We start from the raw sequence: 22423 nt of genomic DNA on the forward strand, positions 1-22423 counted from the left end.
CATGTAGGACGATGTGTATAAAAAAACAGGCGGTATTCGTAAAAAGCGAATACCGACTGTTCTAAAACCCGGATGGGCTATTTCGCCGCTTCGACCGCGCTGATCGCCTGTTCGGACGAATTGAGGGTCGGCAGCGACTGGGTGGCGAAGGTCTTCACCGCGGCGTCGGTCCCGGTGGCGGCATAGGCCTCGAACAGCTCCACCGCTTCGCTACGGTTGTGGGTGCTGACTTCCAGATAGCGGGCATCGAATTCGGCCCCCTTGGTCACGTCCAGTTCCGCAAGCGTGCGGCGTTGCTCATCGGTCCACACCTGCTGGAAGTTCATATCCGATTCCGACGACTGAACCGCGGAAATCATACCTTCACGCACCTTGGTGTGGGCATCGAGGCTTTGCTGCGCCAACACCTTTATCTTAGGGTCGATCGCCTTGTCGAGCGCCATCTGGCTCAGCGCGATTTCGAACTCGTTGGCCTGATAGGCTTTTTCGACAAAGGCCTTGGGGCTCAGACCGGCAGCGTCGGTGGCGACCTCGGTGGCATCCGGCGCACTGGCGACCGGCGTTTCGGCGGGGGTTTCGGTGGGCGGCGCCGTCGGCGGCGTTTGTTCGGGGGGCAGTTTCTGCGCGGGAACGGTAGCTTCCTGCGCCAGGGCCGCCCCACTCATAAGGGCCATCAGGCTTAGGCTACAGGCGATTGTCTTGAGAGACATGGTCAATACTCGGTATGACGGTCGCGAACGACCCTGTGACCTTTAATGTGACTCCACGCTGATAAGTATGCGCCTCCGAAGCCAAGGTGCAAATATAAGAATGTTGTATATTTGCAACAGTGGCTTTTTTCGGGCGATTTTGCGGCAATACCGATCCGGGTCCAGTCTTCTGACCATTAAAAAAGGCCCACCCTCAGGTGAGCCTTTTTTAATGGTGGAGCATAGCGGAGTCGAACCGCTGACCTCTTGCATGCCATGCAAGCGCTCTACCAGCTGAGCTAATGCCCCATCTTAAGGATGGTCCCGACACCGTTGCCGCCGTCGAGGTCGCGACTTCTAGGGCAAGGCATTTTGACTTGCAAGCCCTTTTTGTGAAGTTTTTGGAGTTTTTCACAGCCCCGTGAACGGAACATCGAGGTGACTATAAAAAAAGCCACGAAGACAACGCTTCGCGGCTTTTTTTACTTTTAGTCCCTCACCGGGCGGTGGCTACGCCACCTTGGCCGCCGCCTCAATGGCGGCCTAAACGGAATGATCCTGATAAAAAATCATTCCGCCCTAAATACCCGATCAGATATCGTCTTCGTTGCCTTCACCCGGCAAACCGTCGATTTCTTCATCGAAAGCATCGTCGTCCTCGTCTTCGAGGAACGGCACGTCGTCGGCGTCGTCATCGACCAGATCGGCGTCTTCGATATCCATATCGACGGCGTCAGGGCTGCCGCCCACGCGCGCCGGGTCGGCCGGATCGAGGTCTTCGTCTTCGTCGATCAGGACCGGATCGTCGGCCACGACTTCGTCGATTTCCGGCGCGGTGATTTCAGGCTCGTCTTCGTCCTCGTCGTCACCGGCCTTGTCCTTGACCTGATCTTCCATCTCGTCCTGATCGTACTCGTCCTTCTCGATCGGACGGGCGCGGGTGCGGCGCGTGCGCAGCGCCTCTTCAGGGTCGAACTCGTTGGCGCATTTCGGGCAGTGCGCCGGACGCTTGTTCAGGTCGTAGAACTTTGCCGTGCAGTTGGGGCAAATCTGTTTGGTGCCTAAGGCGGGATCAGCCACGGATCGTCCTCATCTAAAAATAACTCTGTGGTTGGCTCCCTTGCCACCAGATTGCCCGCCTGTCAAAACCCCTTTGACGAATAGGGATGAAATTTTCACCTCAGCCGCGCCGAGTGACGGTCCGTTCACCCCGTAAACGCCCTGTGGATACTTGACTCATACAGCGTTCGTGCAATCTTGATGGAAGACGAGGGGTCAAAACATCATGTCCAGCCACACCGCCGCCTTAACGACGCTTCTTGCGACCTCCGTCCTGATTTCGCTGGCCGGGACCGCCGACGCCGCACCGTCCGTATCCTTCGAATCCGGGGGCAAAACCACCGTCATGGTGAGCTGCGACGCTGGCGAACTGCCGTTGGTCATGGCCGGAAAAACGACCGAGACCGCCAATGGCAAGGTCTTCGTCCATCCCAACGGAGTGCGCATGTGCCGCCCCGAAACACCACAGCGCCTTCGCGCCGCCGTACCCGATAACGGTCAGATGACCGCCGACTGCCCCAGCGGTAGCACCCCGGTCGCCGTGAAGATGAAAAACGGCGGCGCCCATTATTACGCCCCGTCGATCTCCGTGAAAGGCGTTCTGCGCGCCCGTTACGAGGTCGAAAAGGGCTATGTTGCGGCGTGCTTGCCGCAATAGGGCTTGCCGTCAGGCAATCCCACATTATAACGCGTAGCATGACCCAGACACCGCTTATCATCGCCTTCGATGGACCCGCCGCCTCCGGCAAGGGGACGCTGGCGACCGTTATCGCCAGAGACCACGGCCTGCCCGTCCTCGACACCGGTCTGATCTATCGCGCCGTCGGCGTTTTGCGTCAGCGTCAGGGCCTGACACTGCACGACGTCGACGCGCTCGCCGATCTGGCGCTCAAACTCGATCTTTCCGTTCTGGACGACCCAGCCCTGCGCGGACGCGAGGCCGGTGAATGGGCCTCTCAGGTCGCCGCCATCCCTCAGGTGCGCGCCGCGCTCAAGCAGTTTCAGGTCGATTTTGCCCATCAGCCGTCTGGCGCCGTCCTTGACGGACGCGATATCGGCACGGTTATCGCGCCGCACGCCCCGGTGAAGATCTTCGTCACCGCGGCCCCCGAAGTGCGCGCGAAGCGCCGCTGGTTGCAACTGGTCAAGGACACGCCGGACCTGACGTTCGAGGCCATTCTCGACGACATCCGTCTGCGCGACGAGCGCGATTCGTCGCGATCCTCGGCCCCGCTTGAAATGGCCAAAGATGCGGTCTTGCTTGATACCACCGATTTAGGTATAGAGGCGGCCATCGAGCTTGCGCGAAATATCGTGAAAGACCGCCGTGACGCTTTCTGAGCGTTAAATCTAACCGGCGCGCTTTACAGATCAGGGATCACGGTCTTCGCTTCACAGTCTGTACTGGCAGGACTCTGACTTTCAAAACCCATCCCCCAAAGTCGCCTGTTACTGGCCGAAGTTTGCTTTGCGTCTGTCCCTGTCCGGACGCCGCCCTTCACACCGCCCGTTGCACGCGCCAACCGAAACTGAGAATTTATGAGCGATTTTAACCCTTCGCGTGACGATTTCGCCGCGCTTCTCGACGAATCCCTGCACGGCCGCGAAATGCTCGAGGGCCAGGTGGTTCACGGCCTCGTCGTCGGCATCGAAAAGGATTTCGCGATCGTCGACGTCGGCCTGAAGACCGAAGGCCGCATCAGCCTGAAGGAATTCGGCTCGGAAGCCGCCAATATCAAGACCGGCGACACCGTCGAAGTGTACCTTGAGCGCGTCGAAAACGCCATGGGCGAAGCGGTCATCAGCCGTGAAAAGGCCCGCCGCGAAGAAGCCTGGACCCGCCTTGAAGTCATCTTCAACAAAGGCGAGCCGGTCATGGGCACCATCGTCGGCCGCGTCAAGGGCGGCTTCACCGTCGATATGGACGGCGCTTCGGGCTTCCTGCCGGGTTCGCAGGTCGATATCCGTCCGGTCCGCGACATCGCACCGCTCATGGGCAAGGAACAACCCTTCGCCATCCTCAAGATGGACCGTCCGCGCGGCAATATCGTCGTGTCGCGTCGCGCCATCCTCGAAGAAGCCCGTGCCGAACAGCGCACCGAGCTGGTTGGTCAGCTGGCCGAAGGCGAAATCCGTGACGGCGTCGTCAAGAACATCACCGACTACGGTGCGTTCGTCGACCTCGGCGGCATCGACGGCCTGCTGCACGTCACCGACATGTCGTGGAAGCGCGTCTCGCATCCGTCGCAAGTCCTCAACGTCGGCGACAGCGTTCGCGTCCAGATCATCAAGATCAACCCGGACACGCAGCGCATCTCGCTCGGCATGAAGCAACTGCAATCGGATCCGTGGGACGGCGTCGAAGCCAAGTACCCGGTCGGCGGCAAGTTCTCGGGCCGCATCACCAATATCACTGACTACGGCGCGTTCGTCGAGCTGGAGTCGGGCGTTGAAGGCCTCGTCCACGTTTCGGAAATGTCGTGGACCAAGAAAAACGTCCATCCGGGCAAGATCGTTTCGACTTCGCAGGAAGTCGATGTGGTCGTCCTTGAAGTGGATGCCGGCAAGCGCCGCGTCTCGCTCGGCCTGAAGCAAGCCCAGAACAACCCCTGGGACGACTTCCTCGCCAAGCACCCGATCGGTTCGACCATCGAAGGCGAAGTCAAGAACGCCACCGAGTTCGGTCTGTTCGTCGGCTTCGAAAACGAAATCGACGGCATGGTCCACCTGTCGGACCTCGACTGGAACGTCGCGGGCGAAGAAGCCATCGCCAAGTACAAGAAGGGCGACATCGTCAAGACCAAGGTTCTCGACGTCGACGTCGAGAAGGAACGCATCTCGCTGGGCATCAAGCAGCTCGGCGGCGATCCGATGACCGGCGACACCTTCAAGAAGGGTCAGACCGTCACCGTGACTGTGACCGAAGTGACTTCGGGCGGTATCGAAGTGAAGTTCGGTGAAGACGACGCCCCGATGAGCGCCTTCGTGCGCAAGTCGGACCTGTCGCGCGACCGTAACGAGCAGCGCGTCGAGCGTTTCGCCGTCGGCGACCGTATCGATGCCCAGATCACCAATGTCGACAAGGCCGCCCGCAAGGTGTCCGTCTCGATCAAGGCTCTGGAAATGGCCTCGGAAAAGGAAGCCATCGAGCAGTACGGCTCGCAGGACTCCGGCGCTTCGCTGGGTGACATCCTGGGCGCCGCCCTGCGTGGTCAGACCAAGGAGTAGCAAGGTCGAGACCCTGCACCCTTAACGGGGAGCCGGTGTCTCGGTTTTGATATGAAATGAAGCTCCCGTGTGGACGGCTTTTCGCAAAGCCTGAAACACGGGGGCTTTTTTTGTGCCCCGCAACAGACACCGGTGACGGCTCGGGAGCCATCTGAAACAATTTACCGCACAGGCCGTGTTAATTTTTTCAACAACACCTTGATCCGACATTCATTTTCGATCATGCTCAGTTTTTGAAACGCATCCTTGGGTGCGAATTGTGGTTCGGTGCGTTGCCGCGCATCTTTTGTTTTTGTTTTGGCCGCAACTATTTGCGGCGGCGCATTTTCATATTGTCGAACCTTGCTGTGTTCGGGGGATAAGATGTTAAAATCGGAACTTATTGAGCGACTGGCGTCCGAATATCCGCACATGACCCAAAAAGACGTCGAACGGGTGGTCAATCTAATCCTCGAATCGATGATCGAGACGCTGGAAAAAGGCGGTCGGGTCGAGCTGCGTGGCTTTGGTGCCCTGTCGGTGCGCTCGCGTCCGGCCCGCGCGGGACGCAACCCGCGCACCGGCGAAGCGGTCTCCGTCCCCGCCAAGCACGTGCCGTTCTTCAAGAGCGGCAAGGAACTTCGTGAGCGCCTGAACCTCAGCGGCGACGACAACGATTAACCTTTACGGCAGGAGCGCTCCTGATGAGCATCGTATCCGAATTCAAGACCTTCCTCATGCGCGGCAATGTCATCGACCTGGCGGTCGGTGTCGTCATCGGCGGCGCGTTCGGCAAGATCGTCACCTCGCTGGTCGACAATATCATCATGCCGCCGATCGGCGTCCTGACCGGTGGGGTCGATTTCTCCGACCTCAAATGGGTGCTGGTCCCCGCCAATCCGGCGACCGAAACCGCCGAAGCCGCCATCTCCTACGGTCTGTTCATCAACACCCTGATCCAGTTCGTGATCATCGGCGCGGCGATCTTTCTGGTCGTCAAGGCCATCAACAAGCTAATGCCCCCGCCGCCGCCCGCCCCTGCGGCAGACCCCGGCCCGTCCGAAAAGGACCTGCTGGCCGGCATTCTGGAAGAGCTGAAAAAGAAATAATTACGGGGTTTGGGGCCAAAGACGCTTCTTGGGGCCCCAAGTCTTTTTAACACTAAAAAAACCCTGCTCAACTGAGCAGGGTTTTTTTAGTGTTAAAAGGTTCGTGGGGTCAGGGACCCCACACCCCATTACTTTGCGTCGCGGGCGTCACGCTTAGCGGCGACACGCAGGCGCAGGGCGTTGAGCTTGATGAAGCCCGCCGCGTCGCGGTGATCATAGGCGACCTTGCCTTCTTCGAAGGTGACGAGGTCCTGATCGTACAGCGAATAGGGGCTTTCGCGCCCGATGATCGTGGTGTTGCCCTTGTACAGCTTCACCGTCACGCGGCCGGTAACCTTGGCCTGCGAATAGTCGATGGCGGCTTGCAGCATTTCGCGCTCGGGCGAGAACCAGAAGCCGTTATAGACCAGCGATGCGTATTTCGGCATCAGTTCGTCCTTCAGGTGCATGGCGCCGCGGTCCAGCGTGATCGACTCGATGCCGCGGTGCGCCGCCAGCAGGATCGTACCGCCGGGGGTCTCATAGACGCCGCGCGACTTCATGCCAACGAAGCGGTTTTCGACGAGGTCCAGACGACCGACGCCGTTGTCGTGGCCCAACTGGTTCAGCTTGGTGAGCAGGGCGGCGGGCGACAGGGCCTCGCCATTGATGGCGACCGGATCGCCCTTTTCGAAGTCGATGGTGAAGACGGTGGGGGTGTCCGGCGCGGCTTCGGGCGATATAGTGCGCTGATAGACGAATTCCGGGGCTTCGACCGCCGGGTCTTCCAGCACCTTGCCTTCGGACGACGAGTGCAGCAGGTTGGCGTCGACCGAGAACGGCGCGTCGCCGCGCTTGTCCTTGGCGATAGGAATCTGGTGCTGTTCGGCGAAGGCGAGCAGGGATTCGCGCGAGGCGAATTCCCACTCACGCCACGGGGCGATGACGCGGATGTCGGGCTCAAGGCCGTAATAGCCGAGCTCGAAACGGACCTGATCATTGCCCTTGCCGGTCGCGCCATGGCAGACGGCGTCGGCGCCGACCTTGCGGGCGATCTCGATCTGCTTCTTGGCGATCAGCGGGCGGGCGATCGAGGTACCGAGCAGGTACTGGCCTTCATAGACCGTGTTGGCGCGGAACATCGGGAAGACGTAGTCGCGCACGAACTCTTCGCGGACGTCTTCGATATAGATGTTTTCCGGCTTGATGCCGAGCAGTTCGGCCTTCTTGCGCGCCGGTTCCAGCTCTTCACCCTGACCGAGGTCGGCGGTGAAGGTAACGACTTCGGCGCCGTATTCGGTTTGCAGCCACTTCAGGATGATCGAGGTGTCCAGACCGCCCGAATAGGCGAGGACGACTTTCTTGACGGGCTTTTCAGCCAAGTTCTTGGGGGGCGAAGACATGAGGCAAACCACTCCGGTTGGGGGGCGAAAACTATTGTCCGCGCGTTTAAGACCAGAGGGGCCGCGATGCAAGGGATAATGCGAAAAGCCCCTCCCCTGAGATCAGGGAAGGGGCTTCATTTATACAGATACCTGCGTTCCAAGTTCAACGACCCGACCCGGCGGGATATGGAAGAACTCGGTCGGGTTGGTCGCGTTGCGCATCAGGAAGATGTACAGCCGGTCCTGCCACAGCGGCATACCCGAATTGGCCGAAGCGACCACCGAACGACGACCGAGGAAGAACGAGGTCGCCATGATGTCGAACTTCAGACCCTGCTTGCGACAGATGCCCAGCGCCTTGGGCAGGTTCGGGCTTTCCATGAAGCCGTAGCTGACCGTCAGCTTCTTGAAGTCGTCATTGAGCGACTCGATGGTGATGCGCTCGGACTCGTTGACGCGTGGCACACTCTTGGTCTGGACGGTCAGTATGATGTTTTTCTCGTGCAGCACCTTGTTGTGTTTGAGATTGTGCATCAGGGCGACCGGGGCGACGTCGGGGTCCGAGGTCAGGAAGATCGCCGTACCCGACACGCGGTGCGGCGGGCGGCTCTTGAGCATGTCGGCAAGGTCGGTCAGCGAGACGCTGTCGCGGCGGGACTTATCCAGCAGGATATGCGAGCCGCGCACCCAGGTCGCCATGACGGTGAACAGACAGGCTCCGATCAGCACCGGCAGCCAGCCGCCGGAGAAGAAGCGCAGCATGTTGGCGCTGAGGAAAGCAAGATCGAGGATAGCGAACGGAATGATGAAGGCCAGAACGCGCGGCCAGCCCCATTTCCACATCTGACGCATGACGATGGCCGCCATCAGGGTCGTGACAACCATGGTGCCGGTCACCGCAAGGCCGTAGGCGTGGGCCAGGGCCGACGAGGTCTGGAAGGTGACCATGACGACCATAACGCCGACCAGCAGCATTGAATTGAGCTGCGGCACGAAGATCTGGCCTTCCTGCGTTTCCGAGGTCCGCTTGACGTTGAGGCGCGGCAGAAGGCCGAGCTGGATGGCCTGTTGCGTCAGCGAAAACGCACCGGTGATGACGGCCTGAGACGCCACGACGGTGGCCAGACCGGCCAGCAGGACCAGCGGCAGACGCAGGGCCAAAGGCGCCATCTCAAAGAACCAGTTCAGTTCCTCGAACGGTGCGCCCGAGGCCTGAGACGCCGACAGGACGTTGAGCGCCAGTGCGCCTTGGCCGAGATAGTTCAGCGCCAGACACGGCAGGACGAAGAACAGCCACGCGGCCTGAATCGGCCAACGCCCGAAGTGGCCCATGTCGGCGGTCAGGGCTTCGGCCCCCGTCACCGTCAGGAACACCGCGCCCAATACGATGAATCCGGCCAGACCGTGCTCCATCAGGAACTCGACCGCGTACCACGGATTGATGGCGATCAGGATTTCCGGCCGACCGACGAATTGCATGACGCCCAGGATAGCCATGACGGTGAACCAGACGAGACAGACCGGTCCGAACAGCAGGCCGACCTTGGCCGTGCCCTTGCTCTGGAAGCTGAACAGACCGATCAGCATGATCCCGGCGATCAGCAACACCATCTCGGTCGAGATACGGCCTTCGAGGGCCGGAATGGTGCGCAGGCCTTCGACGGCGGACAGGACCGACATGGCCGGCGTGATCACCGCATCGCCGTAAAACAGCGCCGCGCCGATGATGCCCAGCGTAAAGACGATGGCCGTGCGCTTGCCGATAGCGCGCTGCGCCAAAGCCATGAGCGACAGGACCCCGCCTTCGCCCTTGTTGTCGGCGCGCATGATGAAGCCGACATATTTGATCGTCACGACGAGGATCATCGCCCACAGGGCCAGCGACACGACCCCGAGGATTTCCGAGCGCGTCACCCCGTCATGGGCGGCGGCGGCCAGCGCTTCCTTGAAGGCATACAGCGGCGAGGTGCCGATATCGCCAAACACGACCCCCACCGACCCGATGGCCAGCGCCCAGAAACCGGCATGGTGCCCGTTGCTGTGGGGCTGCCCGTTCGACTCGTGATGTGTGGGTTTGTGTGCGGCGCTTTTGTCCGCTTCGCCGGTCGTGCCGGTGGTATCCGAAGCCGCAGAAGGGGCGCTGGTTTCGGAAGGGGGAACCCCGATCATGTAAACTCTCCTGAGGCCCCGCAAAATGCGCGGTCCTCGCTTGAACGGCGGGCTCCTTACGCCCATTTCATGAAGGTTTCAATCCACAATACTGCACAGGCGAAATCCTGTGCGTGCGACTGCGTGCATCAAACGCTGCTAACAACCGGATTCCTCGCAGCTAATAGCCGGATTCCTCTAGGAATAAGCCATAAATTATCGTAACAAGTGTACAACCATGTCCGACAGTCAAAGATTTCCCGTTGCCGCGCACACCCTCGCCTATCTGGCGCACAAAGGGGCCTATTCGCGCGAACAGGCGGTGTCCTCGTCGGTGCTGGCGGCGTCGATCCCGACCAATCCGGTCGTCATCCGCCGCATGACCACGCAACTGGCCAAGGCCGGGCTGGTCAATACCTGCTCCGGCGTAGCGGGCGGTACGTGGCTGCTAAAAAACGCCGGTGAGATCAAGCTCGACGAAGTGCTGCACGCCGTGCACGGCTGTGCGCATCTGGGTAGCGCCCCGCCGGGGGCCGATGGCTGCCCCGTCGGTCAGGCCATCCCCAAGGCCGTGTCGGGCGCGATGAAGGAGGCCAATTCCGCCGCCACCGCCGCCCTGTCGAAAATCACCGTCGCCGATTTGATCAGGAACATCTGATGCGCCGCCTTGTTCTCATCACTGGGGCGACCTCGGGCATTGGGCTGGCCTTTGCTCGCGTCTATGCTTCGCACGGCTGGGACGTGGTGGTGACCGGCCGTCGTCAGGAGCGGCTGGAAAAGCTGGTCGAAGAAATCCGTCTGCGCTTCGGCGTCGAGGCGCACTTCATCGCCGCCGATCTGGCCGAAGAGGGCACGCCGCAAAAGCTGGTCGATTTCGTGACATCTCTGGGACGCAAGGTCGATGGGCTGGTCAACAACGCCGGTTACGGCCTGCCGGAAGGCTTTGTCGGTAATGATTTTGCCGCGCACGAAGCCTTCATGCGGGTGTTGATGCAGGCACCGACCGAACTGGCGCATCTGGTCCTGCCCGGGATGATCGAGCAGAAATTCGGGCGCATCATCAATGTGGCGTCTCTGGCCTCGTACCTGCCCGCGTCGCCGGGGGATACGCTCTATGCTCCGGCCAAGGCCTATCTGACGCGCTTTTCGCAAGGCCTGCACCTTGAGGCGCGCGATCACAATGTCCACGTTTCGGCTTTGTGTCCCGGTTATACCTATTCGGAATTCCACGATGTGACGGGCTCGCGCCGCATCATCAGCCAGAACACGCCGGAATGGATGTGGATGGGCGCCGACGAGGTGGCCCGCGAAGGCTATCAGGCGGCGGAGGCCAATCGCGCCATCTGTGTGCCGGGCGCGCCGAACAAGTTTCTCTCCGCTTTATTGAAAATTCTGCCGGACGACTGGTCGCTGGAACTGATTTCGAACCAGTTACGGCGTATGATGCGGTGACCGTTATAAATTAAATATGTATAGATAATCCTATGCACTTTATAGTGATCGTAGTTTGCATCATAATTTGGCTGTTTATACAGGCCGAAATGATGGATCGTGGAATTCAACCACGGTCCCGCGGTTCTCTTCGATATCAACGTAAAAAGGCTCGTAAATTAGGGTTGCCTGTAGATTTAGTTGATGTGAGGCCTAAATATAATAATTATGTTATTATGCCTCCAAGAGAAGGCATAAGTCACACATACAATTTAAAAATCTCTCTATATATTATTGCGATAGCAATTTTTTACATACCGATATCCTTATTATTAACATTATATATTATTAAATTGTGTAATATCGATAAAAATTTAACTATTTTTATAATTATAATTTGTTTGGCATTTGCGTTTTTTTCACTTCACGTTCTTCGCAAAAAGCTTATCGCTGACGAAAAACAAGAATCTATATTCGCTACGAATATAACAGAACCTTCGAATGCCAAAAAACCGGCATCACAAAAGCCGGAGGCTTCATTAGAAAATAACAAAGAGCCAAAGCTATCACCTGGAGAAATAAATAGAATTCGTGTCGCTAACATTTTGGCGTCAAATAAGGCTCTAACTAACCAATCATCTGATGATAGTACGCCAACCATAGCCGACTTGGATAATTAGTAAGACCCTTCTCCACGTGATAGGGGTATGATATGGCATTTACTCCCCGCTATACGGATGTGCCGCTGCAGGCACGATGATGTCGTGCGTGATAACGCTGACGGCGGAAATGATGATCTGGATCGCCAGCGCGCACAGGATCAGGCCCAGCACGCGGATGACCACCACCATGCCGACGCGGCCCAGCAGCTTCGAAATCGAGCCTGAGAAGAAGAAGGCCAGCATGGTCGCCACGGCGGCTGACACAATCGCACCTAGGCCTACCGCCATGCCGGTCAGTCCGTATTTCTGCGCCTCGCCCGCCTGAATGATGACGGTCGAGATCGCGCCCGGCCCGATCAGTAGCGGAATCGCGAACGGCACGACGAATTTCTCGAACGACTTCTTGGCGCGGTCGCGGCCCCGCAATGGCATCCCATGCGCGTCGAGGGTTTCCTCGGTGAGGGATTCGGTTTCCTCGAACATCGACAGGAAATCGCCGCGCGTCATATCGAGCCCCAACAGGAACAGCAATATCCCGCCGGCGATCCTGAACGCGTCCATCGAAATGCCGAAGAACTGCAACAGGCCGAGGCCGGTGAAGAAGAAAAAGCTGAGGAACAGGGCGGCGAAGGCCGAGATATAGACGATCAGCCAGCGGCGCGACGAATCCGATTGCGTCCGCGTCGCGGCGGCGAAGATCGGCACATTGCCGATGGGATCGAGCAGCGCGAACAGCGTAATGAAAAAGTTGACGTAAAGCTCAACCAGGCCCATGACGCTCCCCTGAATGCCAGCGCAAGGGATTTGTGTACCAAACCTGCGCATCTGGTTACAGAAAAAACTTTCGGAGCCTCTCATGTCCTTGCCCGCAGATCCCCGCATTATCGTCGCCCTCGATGAGCCCGATCTGGAATCGGCGCGGGCTTTGGTCGCGCGGCTGGGCGATCACGTCAGCTTCTACAAGATCGGCCTGACCCTGCTCGGCAAGGGCGGTTATGCGCTGGTCGAGGAACTGGGCGCGCAGGGTAAGGCGGTGTTTCAGGACTGGAAACTGCACGATATCGGCGCGCAGGTCGAAGGCGCGGCACAGGCCATATCCTCAGGCGTCTGCGACATGCTGACGGTCCATGCCGAACCTCAGGTCATGGCGGCGGCGGTCAAGGGGCGGGTGGGCAACACCAAGCTTTTAGGCGTGACGGTGATGACCAGCCTGACCCAGGCACATCTCGATGAAATGGGCTACGGCATGGCGCTGGAAGACCTCGTCAAGCGCCGCGTCGATCAGGCGGTCGAAGCGGGGATGGACGGCGTGGTGGCCAGCCCGCACGAAGCGGCGATGATCCGCGCCCGCGTGCCGTCTGAGTTCCTGATCGTGACGCCGGGGGTGCGCCCAGGCTGGGCCGACGCCAACGATCAGCAGCGCATCGCGACGCCTGCCGATGCGATCCGCAATGGAGCGTCGCATATGGTCATCGGTCGCCCGATCACCCGTGCCGCCGATCCGGTCGAAGCGGTGCAGAAGATATTGGCGGAGTTGGTATAGTGCTTACGCGCTATTGGTTCACGTTCGAGCCGACAGAAGAGCTGTCAATATTAAATCTTGGTTGTGGCGTTACGGCCTATACGGAAGCGGACGCCTTAAGTATCATCAGCCAAATCGTTTTTCCTGTTTTCGGTGCACGAAGAGTAAAAACGGTTGTCCCTGATATAGACGTCAGAACCTTGGATGAGTATCACGTACGCCCCAATATGAATGCGCCCGATGTAAAGGGTGTCTGGTTTCCCAAGCTTTAAAAATCTACCGCGATGCCCTTGCGTTCCCAGTCGCCGTAGCGCGTGGGTTCAGGGCCGCTGGGGCCACCTTCCTCGATGGCTTTCAGGCGTTCGACTTCGGCCTGAGCGCGACGTTGTTCGGCCTCGGCGAGGGCGCGCTGGGCGGCAGGCGTCAGAATCTTCGCAGGCACCTCGATTTTTTCTTCCGATTCAAACGATTGCGGGACGGATTCGTCGTGATTTTCGGATGACATCTTTGTAATCGCCTTAAATTCAACGCGGATATTCCTATATCTAGGCGCATGGGTTGATCTTCACAACCCGCAACTTTTTATGGAGCTTACACCCCGATGAACCCGTTCAAGACCTTTATGCTACTGGCAGGGATGACCGCGCTGTTCGGCGTGATCGGTCTGGCTATCGGCGGGCCTGCGGGTATGCTGATCGCGCTGGGCCTTGCCTTGGCCATGAACGCCTTCGCCTACTGGAATTCCGACAAGATGGTTCTGAAGGCCTATCAGGCCGAGCCCGTCGATCCGCGTCAGGCCACCGGCCTGATCCGCAACTACTACGACGATATCGCCGAGATGAGCCAGCGCGCGGGCCTGCCCATGCCGGCGGTTTACATCATCCATAACGATCAGCCGAACGCCTTCGCTACAGGGCGTAACCCGCAAAACGCCGCCGTGGCCGCGACGACAGGCCTTCTGCGCGCGCTGGACCGGGCGGAAATTCGTGGCGTTATGGCGCACGAACTGGCTCACGTGAAGAACCGCGACACCCTGACCATGACGGTCACCGCGACGATCGCCGGTGCGATATCGTCTCTGGCCAACTTCGCCATGTTCTTTGGGGCGGGCAACAGCGATGACGAGGATGGCATCAACCCGATCGCCGCGATCCTGATGGCGATTTTGGCACCCATAGCGGCCATGCTGGTTCAGATGGCCATTTCGCGGACGCGCGAATACGAGGCCGACAAGCTGGGTGGCGAAATCTGCGGCGATCCGGAAAGTCTGGCCCGCGCCTTGCGCAAGATCGAGACCTTCGCGCACGGCATCCCCAACCACGAAGCCGAGCGCAATCCGGCCTCGGCGCATATGTTCATCATCAACCCGCTGTCGGGCCGCCGGATGGATAACCTGTTCTCGACCCATCCGGCTACGGACAATCGCGTTCGGGCGCTGATGGATCTGGCCGTGCGCATGGGCGGGCGCGGCAAGAGCGCGTCGGGTGGCTTTACGAGCGTGCCGACAACGCCGAACTAAGCTGAGCGAAACAGTTGGGGTGAGGGACTTTTGCTGCTATAGGGCCCCCTCACCCTAACCCTCTCCCCAAAAAACAAGTGAAGAATGGGGGGCGAGGGGATTTTCACAGCATCTTAGAGTAAGATATGTCCCTCCCGCCCAAAAAGCCGACCTTCAAAAAACCTGCGTTCAAAAAAGCCCCGTTCAAAAAGCCGCCTACCGGTGACCGGCCCATCAAGGCCCCGAAACCTGCGCCGGATGAGTCGATGGACAACGATATCGGCCTCAATGCCCGTCTGGGCGCGCTGAAGCTGATCGAGGCGGCACTCGACCACCGCGGCGGCTTCGACGAAGCGGGGTCCACCGCGGAATTCCTCCAACTGTCGGACAGCGAGCGCGCCTTTGCCCGCGCTTTGGCGCTGCTGGTGCTGCGCCGTCTGGGGCACCTCGACCACATCATCCATAACAAGACCCAGAAGATGCCGCCCGAAGCCGTCCGCGCCCTGTTGCGCATCGGCATGGCGCAGATATTCTTCATGCAGGTGCCTGACTTCGCCGCCGTTTCGACCACCGTCAAGATCGCTGAACGCGACAACAAGACCCGTCCGTTCAAGGGCCTGATCAACGCCATCCTGCGCGGCCTGATCCGCGAAGGCGGCCTGCGCGACGTTAATCCGAAGAAGCTGATGCCCGACTGGCTGTGGCAGCGCTGGCTGCAAACCTATGGCGAGGATAATGTCGCTGCCATGGCCAATGTCCTGACCGAGGAACCGGCGACCGACCTCAGCTTCCGTAATAGCGCCGACCGCGACCGTCTACTGGAGAAGCTGGAAGGCGAGGCTATTGGCGAACTGAATATGCGTTCAGGCCTGCGCGGCGATCTGCGCCACTGGGCCGAATATGAAGACGGCCTGTGGTGGGTGCAGGATATCGCCGCCGCCACGCCGGTCAATCTGCTCGGCGACCTGACCGGCAAGACCGCGCTCGATGTCTGCGCGGCACCGGGCGGCAAGACGCTGCAACTGGTGGCGAAGGGCGCGTCGGTGGTGGCCATCGACCGCTCGAAAAACCGCCTCAAGCGCGTCGAGGAAAACCTCAAACGTCTCGGCATGACCGCCGAAATCCACAATGCCGACGCGGCCTCGTTCGATGATCCGCGGACCTTCGACGTGGTGCTGGTCGATGCGCCCTGTTCGGCGACCGGCACCTATCGCCGTCAGCCGGACGTGCTGTGGGGGTCGAAACCCGCCGATGTCGCCAAGCTGGCCGACGTGCAGCACCGGCTGTTGGATGCTTTGGCCGATCGGGTCGCCCCGGACGGTGACCTTGTCTACTGTACCTGTTCGCTGGAGCGCGAGGAGGGTGAAACGCAGATTCTCGCCTTCCTGCGCCGGAACAAGGCCTTTACGCTGGTCAAACATACTCCCGATCAGCACCCGGATATTCCCGCCGCCTCAATTGCGCCCGAAGGCTGGTTGAGATTGCTGCCGCATCAGCGTAAGGGAGGTCAGGACGGGTTCTTCATCGCCCACCTCAAGCGCAATCCAGTTTAAAGTTACGCCCATGACGACGCCCCTGATCTGTCCCTCCATCCTCGCCTCGGATTTCTCGAAACTGGGCGAAGAGGTCCGCGCCATCGATGAAGCGGGGGCCGACTGGATCCACATCGACGTCATGGACGGCCACTTCGTGCCGAACGTCACCATCGGGCCGGACGTCGTGAAATCCTTGCGTCCGCATACGCAGAAGACCTTCGACGTTCATCTGATGGTGGCGCCGGTCGATCCGTTCCTCGAAGCCTTCCGCCATGCCGGGGCCGACATCATGAGTGTGCATCCGGAATCGGGACCGCACCTGCACCGGACCCTTCGTCAGATTCGTCACCTCGGGGCCAAGGCAGGGGTCGTACTCAATCCGGCGACGCCGCTGGAGGGGCTGGAATGGATCATGGACGATCTCGACCTGATCCTGATCATGAGCGTCAATCCGGGCTTCGGCGGGCAGAGCTTCATCGACACGCAACTGCGTAAGATCGAGACCGTGCGTCAAAAGCTCGACGCGCTGGGCCACCCGGCGATCCTTCAGGTCGATGGCGGGGTCAATCTGCAAAACGCCGCGGCGTGTGTGTCTGCCGGGGCAACGGCGCTGGTTGCCGGGACCGCCGTCTTCAAGGGCGGGCCGTCGGCCTATGCGTCCAATATCCAGACCCTGAAAGGCCTGTAACTAAATGCAGGCCTACGAGCAGCCCATCGCCATTGCCGGTCAGGTCGTGCCGCGTGCGCCGTGGTGGCGGGTGGTGCGGGCCTGGGCGCGGCGTCAGATCGCCGCCGAGGTCTACGGGATGCCGGGCTACGGCCTGACGCTCAAGGGGCCGTCGATCGAAGGCTTCATCGCCGCCCCGCACGAAATCCGCCCGGCGGTCGCCACGACCGGCAAGGCGATGATGGCGGGCCGCTATACGCTCGGTGGCGCGCGGATGAGCATTCAGGGCTCCGGCGACCCATGGAATCGCCCGTCGCCGACGCGGTCGTTCGCCATCGAATTGCACCGTTTCTGCTGGCTGCGCCACCTGCTGACCCAGGGCGAGGACGGCGTCAAGGAAGGCCTGCGCCTGTTCCTCCTGTGGGAAAAAACCTTCCGCACCTGGACGCCGTTCGTCTGGTCGCAGGAAGTCATGGCGCGCCGCCTGATCAATCTGAGTATTTTTGCCCGCCGTCTGGCCGCCTATGCGTCCGAGGACGAGGCGCAGATTCTGGCGCGCTCGATGGCCGAACAGACGCGGCAATTGTGGCGTCTGCCGCGGCATCTGGCGTGGTACACGCAAAAGGCTACGGCGCTGGTGCTGGTCGGCTGCGTGTTGTCGGGTCACGTCGGCGACCGGATGCGCAAGAAGGGTTTGCGTATCCTGCCCAAGGCGCTGAAACGCGCCATCATGGCCGACGGCTCGCACGCCTCGCGCAGTCCGCAGGCCGGGCTGGAACTGCTCTATGACCTGCTGCTGATCGAAGACGCGCTCAATCAGCGCGGTCTGGCCATCCCGGAATATCTCGAAGTCGCCATCGAGCGCCTGAGCCGTTTCGTGCGCACCCTGTCGCATCCCGACGGCTCGCTGTGCGCCTTTCAGGGCGGCGAGTCGGTGGACGGCGACTCCGTGGCCCCGGCGCTGCTGCACGAGGACAAGCGGCCACTGGCCCTGTCGAACCTGCCGCTGTCGCTGGAACACGGGCGTTATCACCGGATGCTGGGGCGCTCGCTTAGTGTGTTCGTAGATGCGGGTGAGCCGAAGCCCGGTGTGCTGGGTTACGGGGCTTGCGACCACCCGATGAATTTCGAGGTCTCCGGCGGACGCGACAAGCTGTTCGTCACCCCCGGCTGGTCGTCGTCGCAGTCCGATCAGCACGGCTTCCGCGTGGTGTCGGCGTCCAACAGCCTGACCATCGGCGAAGGCGTCATCCTCAGCCCGATAACCGGCAAGTTCGGCGAACTGCTGCACTTCACGCTGGAAGGTCTGCGCTATCGCATCCGCTCGCGCCGCATCGAATCCGACGATTCCGGCTCGCTGCTGGAGATGGAACACGAAGGCTGGCGGCCGCAGTTCGGCCTCAAGCACGAGCGTCGCCTCTATGTCGATCCGGGCCGCGACGAACTGCGCGGCGAGGAAAAACTGATCCCCGTCGAGCCGAAAAAAGAGCTGGCGGCGTCCGCGCCCTATGCGCTGCGGTTCCTGCTGCATCCGGAGGTTCAGGCGTCTCTGGCGCGCGACAAGCGCTCGATCCTGCTGCGCGGTCCCGGCGGGCGCGGCTGGTGGCTCAGGCACGACGCGAAGGAGGTGGTCATCGAAGAGTCGGCGGTGTTCGACAAGGGCCTGCCGAAGAAGTCGACGACCCTGTGCCTGCGCGGGATTTGTCGTCTGGATACGCCCACACGCATCCGCTGGAAGCTGTCCCCGGCGGAGGGGTAGCCCGGTCACGGACCCTGCACCCGTAACGAGGAGCCTGACGGGCTGAATTCAAATCATACTCCCCCGATTTACGGGCCGTATTGGACGAAGTGGAAGCGACGAGTCAGAGGAAGCTCGCATAAGAGTCATGAGCCCTCACTACCACACCTCAGCGCTTTAAGCGCCTTATGCGGCCCTCATTTCGTATGGCTGACGACGGAAAATAGTTCGAACCGCTCCTTGCCCATCTGCCACATCTCGATGCGCACGGACTTTTCCTCGAACGTCAGCATATTGAACCCCTGCGGCTGCTTGCGGATGCGCGTCGACATGGCGGTCGAGGCACAGACGAACAGGGTAGTATGGCCCCCGGTCAGGCGCGTCTCGACATAGGCGTGGTGCTGGTGTCCGGCCAGAACGATATCGATCTTCGTTTCATCTATGGTTTTCAGCAGCTTGTCGGCATTGAACACCGTGATGTCGAGGGGAAAGTCCTTCGGATTGAGGAGAGGATGATGCACGGTCAGCAACCGCCAGGGCGCGGTCGAGGTGGCAAAGGTCTCGGTGAGATCGTGGCATTGTGCGGCGCTGATCGAACCATAGGCCCAGTTCGTCGCCGGCAGGATCATGCGCGCGCTGTTGATGCCCTTGATATCGACCAGATCGCTGCGCAGGACCGGGTTCATGTCTTCGCGCAGGTACTTTTTGTATCGTCGCCACGGGGCGATGAAACGCATGATATCCATGCCGGGCAGGTCGTGATTGCCGGGGATCATGAACACCGGCATGGGCAGAAGATTGAAAAAGTCGCGCGCCTCGACGAATTCCACGGTCAAGGCGTGCTGGGTTATGTCGCCGCTGACCAGCACCAGATCGGGTTTGGCCTCCAACAGTTGCGCCAGCAGGGTTTCGGTGATGCGACGGTCATGGGCGCCGAAATGCAGGTCCGAAATGTGGGCGATCTTCATATATGCGCCCCCTTCGGCACCAGCAGGTGAACGTGACGAGCTTTCAGCGTGAATTCAAGTGGCGTCGGCATCTTGACGACTTCGCCGTCGATGGAGACCAGCTGTTTCTTGTGACCACTCCATAGCTTGATCTTCTTGGCAAATATTTCCTTGAGATCGGGGTCTTTCAGCCAGTGCCCGAACAGCAGGCTGGTCACGAAACGCAGATGCGAGGCGCGGGTCTTGGTTGTGGAAATATAGGCGGCCAGTTCGCCGCCCTGCAAACTGACGCGCTTGAAATTGTTCTGGGTCAGCAGTGTTGAATCGGCAAAACGGTTGATCGAGACGACCACCGCCGGGGAACGGAACTTGGTCATCTTGCCGTCGATATCGAGCACGATGCGCTCGCTCTTGCGCTTTTCGAAATTGTCGATGACGAAGAAAAACAACTGCGGAATCAACAGCATGATATTGGTACCGCGGTTCTTTTCGCGATAGACCGAGGCCTGAGGCATGGTGCCGATCGAGGCGCAGCACAGGAACATATGGCCGTTGACGAAACCGGCGTCCATCGCCGTTTCCTCGAACTCGCCCGCATAGGCGGTAAGGGCCTCAGACAGGGTGTTGATCGACAGGTCCTTGGCCAGCAGGTTCATCGTCCCGAACGGCAGGACACCGAAGGCTTTTTGGGTGTGTTTGGACAGATATTCCGCGCTCGACAGCAGCGTGCCGTCGCCCCCGCCGACCAGCAGGGGCGCCTCGTCCTCGCTGAAGCGCTTGAGATTGGCCTCCATGTCGTCGGGTTCGCTGAAACACAGCTCCTTAAGCGCGATGCCGGACGATTCGACGGCGCTTTCTATGGCCGGTTGTCCCAGATTCAGGACGGTCCCGGCCTTGCCGTTGATGAGGATATTGAATGCGTTGCCCATGCCTCCGATGTGCCGGGCAAGGTGCAAAGATTCAATGTGTGGGTACTAGAGTTTACCTGAACAGGGTCGTCAAACCGATCAGTTCCAGATCGGCGGTGCGCGTCAGATAGACGGGAATGTCCTGCATATAGGCCGTCAGTCGTCCCTTGTCGGTAAAGCGCGCCTCGAAGGCTTTCCAGTCGATCAGTTCGCCGATCAACTCAAGCAATTCGCCCGACAGATAGACCCCACTGCGCGCCCCCAGCATCAGGGCCGTGTCGGACGCCATAGCCGCCAGCCATCCCTGACACAGGCTGATCGCCTCCGTGGCCCGCGCGTCGCCGATATGGGCCAGGGCCACCACCTCGGCGACATTGACGCGGCGCGTGTCGCCCTCGTCGATCCGGCCAAGGCACTCATAGACTTCGGCCAGCCCGTTGATCGACGCCACGCGTTCGCGCGACACGTGGCCGTAGCGGGCCTCAAGAAGCGCGAAAACACTGGCCTCGCGGGGGCTGATGGTCGCCAGATCGGCGTGCCCACCTTCGCAGGGCAGGATGGTGGGATTGCCCAGATCGTCCTGCACGATGCCCGCGACCCCCAGACCGCGGCCCGAACCGATCAGCGCCTTGGTCAGGCCGTCTTCGCCGTCGCCGCCGCAGACCTTGATCACCTCGCTGTCGAACAGGCGCTCGACCGCCATGGCCCGCGACACGCAGTCATTGACGATGTGCAGACGCTGGATATTGAGCAGTTCGCGCAGATCCTTGCGCTCCATGCGGTAGCCGTGGTTCGGCATGGAAAAGCCACCCTCGACCTCCCAGCCGCAGGCCGACACCGCCGCCCCCAACAGGTCGGGGTTGTCGTGCGCGTCGAGAAAATCGACGACCGAACCGTTGAATTCTTCGATGGATTTACAGGGGTAAAGGGTCGATACCTCTGGCCGCTCCCCCGGATGTGCCAGAGCTAGTTTCATATAGGCGCTATTCGACAAGTCGCTCAAAAGAACGGATGCCATAGGTGTTTCCCTCTGTAAGGCCCCGCCGGTTTCCGGTCTGGGGGTACGCTGCGGACAGGGCTCGAAGCATTTTCCATAAGATAGAAAATGCGTTTAAGGCTTAGGTGCGGGCCTGGCCTGGTTACTGAGTCCCATATGATTTATGGGATTAATGGAGGATGGCTTTTAATGGTTGATTTTTCTTAAATTTCATCGCATCTGACCGGAAAATCAAGGCAACCCATGACGATCAAGACAAAAATCTGCGGTATAAGGGATGATGATACCGCGCGTCAGGCTATAGATGATAGCGCTGACATGTTGGGGTTTATTTCTTTCCCCAGGTCGCCGCGTCATCTCAACATTGATCAGATGGCGCAGTTGATTGCAAATGCGACCACCTATGCTTTACACAAGGGCCGCGACGTCAAATGCGTCAGCGTGCTGGTTGACCCCGACGATACCTTGCTTGAGGCTATCGTCACCCGCGCCAGACCGCATCTGATCCAGCTTCACGGGCACGAAACGCTTGAGCGCGTCCGCCATATCCGCGACCGCTTCAAGACCCCGCTCATCAAGGCGATTAGCGTCGAATCGCGTGCCGATGTGCTCAATGCCGCGCTTTATGAGAGTGTGGTCGATCATCTGCTGTTCGACGCCAAACCGCCGAAGGATGCGGCCCTGCCCGGCGGTGTGGGGGCGCGTTTCGACTGGACGCTGATGGAGGGGTATCCGGCGAAAGCGCCGTGGCTTCTGGCCGGTGGTCTGACCCCGTGGAACGTGGCCGAGGCCGTTTCGCAATCGAAAGCGCCGATGGTGGATGTTTCCTCTGGCGTCGAGCGCGCGCCCGGACTAAAAGACCCGTCCCTGATCTCTCAGTTCCTCAAGGCCGTAAAGGCAATTTAATAAAAGGTCTAAGCTGTGTCCACTGAAACGCCGGTT

General features: G+C 60.0%; 23 protein-coding genes and 1 tRNA gene. 14 read left to right on the forward strand and 10 right to left on the reverse strand.

Translation table 11 applies throughout. The annotated features are described in order from the left end of the window. Positions 1 to 77 precede the first annotated feature (77 nt). From AEYBE204_RS21330 to AEYBE204_RS21340, 3 genes are all read right to left on the reverse strand, one after another. Positions 78 to 710, reverse strand: a complete 633-nt coding sequence (locus tag AEYBE204_RS21330; protein ID WP_081724552.1) for a DUF4142 domain-containing protein — start codon at positions 708 to 710, stop codon at positions 78 to 80. A 212-nt stretch (positions 711 to 922) separates the two neighbouring features. Beyond that, a tRNA-Ala gene (locus AEYBE204_RS21335) sits at positions 923 to 998 on the reverse strand. Positions 999 to 1280: 282 nt separating this feature from the next. Further along, positions 1281 to 1769 (reverse strand): TIGR02300 family protein, encoded by a 489-nt coding sequence (locus AEYBE204_RS21340; RefSeq protein ID WP_023460390.1) that lies wholly within the window; start codon positions 1767 to 1769, stop codon positions 1281 to 1283. Between the two features lie 205 nt (positions 1770 to 1974). Between AEYBE204_RS21340 and AEYBE204_RS21345 the strand changes: the two genes are divergently transcribed. From AEYBE204_RS21345 to mscL, 5 genes are all read left to right on the forward strand, one after another. Then, positions 1975 to 2406 (forward strand): hypothetical protein, encoded by a 432-nt coding sequence (locus tag AEYBE204_RS21345; RefSeq protein ID WP_023460391.1) that lies wholly within the window; start codon positions 1975 to 1977, stop codon positions 2404 to 2406. A gap of 38 nt (positions 2407 to 2444) precedes the next feature. Beyond that, positions 2445 to 3089 (forward strand): (d)CMP kinase, encoded by a 645-nt coding sequence (gene cmk, locus AEYBE204_RS21350; RefSeq protein WP_023460392.1) that lies wholly within the window; start codon positions 2445 to 2447, stop codon positions 3087 to 3089. A 198-nt stretch (positions 3090 to 3287) separates the two neighbouring features. Then, positions 3288 to 4976 (forward strand): 30S ribosomal protein S1, encoded by a 1689-nt coding sequence (rpsA, locus tag AEYBE204_RS21355; protein ID WP_023460393.1) that lies wholly within the window; start codon positions 3288 to 3290, stop codon positions 4974 to 4976. Positions 4977 to 5339: 363 nt separating this feature from the next. Beyond that, entirely contained in the window at positions 5340 to 5636 is a 297-nt protein-coding gene (locus tag AEYBE204_RS21360; RefSeq protein ID WP_023460394.1) for an integration host factor subunit beta, read from the forward strand. A gap of 23 nt (positions 5637 to 5659) precedes the next feature. Continuing rightward, positions 5660 to 6064 carry a large-conductance mechanosensitive channel protein MscL gene (gene mscL / locus AEYBE204_RS21365; protein ID WP_023460395.1) on the forward strand — a complete coding sequence of 135 codons (405 nt, stop codon included), beginning with the start codon at positions 5660 to 5662 and terminating at the stop codon, positions 6062 to 6064. Positions 6065 to 6192: 128 nt separating this feature from the next. Here the strand turns inward: mscL and AEYBE204_RS21370 are convergent, their stop codons facing one another. Further along, the gene (locus AEYBE204_RS21370; protein WP_031229485.1) at positions 6193 to 7425 is read right to left on the reverse strand and encodes an argininosuccinate synthase; all 1233 of its coding nucleotides are present in this window, start codon (positions 7423 to 7425) and stop codon (positions 6193 to 6195) included. Between the two features lie 141 nt (positions 7426 to 7566). Next, complete coding sequence (locus AEYBE204_RS21375; protein ID WP_023460397.1) at positions 7567 to 9597, reverse strand: potassium transporter Kup; 2031 nt, start codon at positions 9595 to 9597, stop codon at positions 7567 to 7569. A gap of 217 nt (positions 9598 to 9814) precedes the next feature. Here AEYBE204_RS21375 and AEYBE204_RS21380 point away from each other — a divergent pair, with 217 nt between their 5' ends. From AEYBE204_RS21380 to AEYBE204_RS40175, 3 genes are all read left to right on the forward strand, one after another. Beyond that, entirely contained in the window at positions 9815 to 10234 is a 420-nt protein-coding gene (locus tag AEYBE204_RS21380; RefSeq protein WP_023460398.1) for an Rrf2 family transcriptional regulator, read from the forward strand. After that, positions 10231 to 11028: an SDR family oxidoreductase gene (locus AEYBE204_RS21385; RefSeq protein ID WP_031229488.1), complete on the forward strand. Its 798-nt coding sequence runs from the start codon at positions 10231 to 10233 to the stop codon at positions 11026 to 11028. Before AEYBE204_RS21380 ends, AEYBE204_RS21385 begins: the two co-directional genes overlap by 4 nt. An 89-nt stretch (positions 11029 to 11117) precedes the next feature. After that, complete coding sequence (locus AEYBE204_RS40175) at positions 11118 to 11687, forward strand: hypothetical protein (RefSeq protein ID WP_155908170.1); 570 nt, start codon at positions 11118 to 11120, stop codon at positions 11685 to 11687. Positions 11688 to 11726: 39 nt separating this feature from the next. On the opposite strand, the gene AEYBE204_RS21390 is transcribed toward AEYBE204_RS40175, so the two are convergent. Next, entirely contained in the window at positions 11727 to 12443 is a 717-nt protein-coding gene (locus tag AEYBE204_RS21390) for a MarC family protein (protein ID WP_023460400.1), read from the reverse strand. An 88-nt stretch (positions 12444 to 12531) separates the two neighbouring features. On the opposite strand from AEYBE204_RS21390, the gene pyrF reads away from it, so the two are divergent. Continuing rightward, entirely contained in the window at positions 12532 to 13212 is a 681-nt protein-coding gene (gene pyrF, locus AEYBE204_RS21395) for an orotidine-5'-phosphate decarboxylase (RefSeq protein WP_031229490.1), read from the forward strand. A gap of 247 nt (positions 13213 to 13459) precedes the next feature. On the opposite strand, the gene AEYBE204_RS21400 is transcribed toward pyrF, so the two are convergent. Further along, on the reverse strand, positions 13460 to 13696 hold the full coding sequence (locus tag AEYBE204_RS21400; protein ID WP_023460402.1) for a DUF1674 domain-containing protein: 237 nt from the start codon (positions 13694 to 13696) through the stop codon (positions 13460 to 13462). A 96-nt stretch (positions 13697 to 13792) separates the two neighbouring features. On the opposite strand from AEYBE204_RS21400, the gene htpX reads away from it, so the two are divergent. The 4 genes from htpX to AEYBE204_RS21420 all read left to right on the forward strand — a co-directional run bounded on the left by htpX (position 13793) and on the right by AEYBE204_RS21420 (position 18650). Then, entirely contained in the window at positions 13793 to 14710 is a 918-nt protein-coding gene (gene htpX / locus AEYBE204_RS21405) for a zinc metalloprotease HtpX (RefSeq protein ID WP_023460403.1), read from the forward strand. A 125-nt stretch (positions 14711 to 14835) separates the two neighbouring features. Further along, positions 14836 to 16242 carry an RsmB/NOP family class I SAM-dependent RNA methyltransferase gene (locus AEYBE204_RS21410; RefSeq protein ID WP_023460404.1) on the forward strand — a complete coding sequence of 469 codons (1407 nt, stop codon included), beginning with the start codon at positions 14836 to 14838 and terminating at the stop codon, positions 16240 to 16242. A 10-nt stretch (positions 16243 to 16252) separates the two neighbouring features. Further along, positions 16253 to 16912 carry a ribulose-phosphate 3-epimerase gene (gene rpe, locus AEYBE204_RS21415; RefSeq protein ID WP_023460405.1) on the forward strand — a complete coding sequence of 220 codons (660 nt, stop codon included), beginning with the start codon at positions 16253 to 16255 and terminating at the stop codon, positions 16910 to 16912. Positions 16913 to 16916: 4 nt separating this feature from the next. Beyond that, positions 16917 to 18650, forward strand: coding sequence for a heparinase II/III family protein (locus AEYBE204_RS21420; RefSeq protein ID WP_023460406.1), 1734 nt, complete (start codon positions 16917 to 16919; stop codon positions 18648 to 18650). Positions 18651 to 18826: 176 nt separating this feature from the next. Here the strand turns inward: AEYBE204_RS21420 and AEYBE204_RS21425 are convergent, their stop codons facing one another. The 3 genes from AEYBE204_RS21425 to AEYBE204_RS21435 are packed head-to-tail and all read right to left on the reverse strand — an operon-like array spanning position 18827 to position 21502. Further along, positions 18827 to 19597, reverse strand: a complete 771-nt coding sequence (locus AEYBE204_RS21425) for a metallophosphoesterase (RefSeq protein ID WP_023460407.1) — start codon at positions 19595 to 19597, stop codon at positions 18827 to 18829. Further along, the gene (locus AEYBE204_RS21430; protein WP_023460408.1) at positions 19594 to 20505 is read right to left on the reverse strand and encodes a diacylglycerol kinase family protein; all 912 of its coding nucleotides are present in this window, start codon (positions 20503 to 20505) and stop codon (positions 19594 to 19596) included. Before AEYBE204_RS21430 ends, AEYBE204_RS21425 begins: the two co-directional genes overlap by 4 nt. Positions 20506 to 20557: 52 nt before the next feature. Further along, positions 20558 to 21502: a glucokinase gene (locus AEYBE204_RS21435; RefSeq protein ID WP_023460409.1), complete on the reverse strand. Its 945-nt coding sequence runs from the start codon at positions 21500 to 21502 to the stop codon at positions 20558 to 20560. Between the two features lie 222 nt (positions 21503 to 21724). On the opposite strand from AEYBE204_RS21435, the gene AEYBE204_RS21440 reads away from it, so the two are divergent. Beyond that, positions 21725 to 22387 carry a phosphoribosylanthranilate isomerase gene (locus AEYBE204_RS21440; protein ID WP_023460410.1) on the forward strand — a complete coding sequence of 221 codons (663 nt, stop codon included), beginning with the start codon at positions 21725 to 21727 and terminating at the stop codon, positions 22385 to 22387. The last annotated feature ends 36 nt before the right edge of the window (positions 22388 to 22423 follow it).

It is taken from the genome of Asticcacaulis sp. YBE204, from assembly GCF_000495855.1.
Lineage (GTDB): Bacteria > Pseudomonadota > Alphaproteobacteria > Caulobacterales > Caulobacteraceae > Asticcacaulis.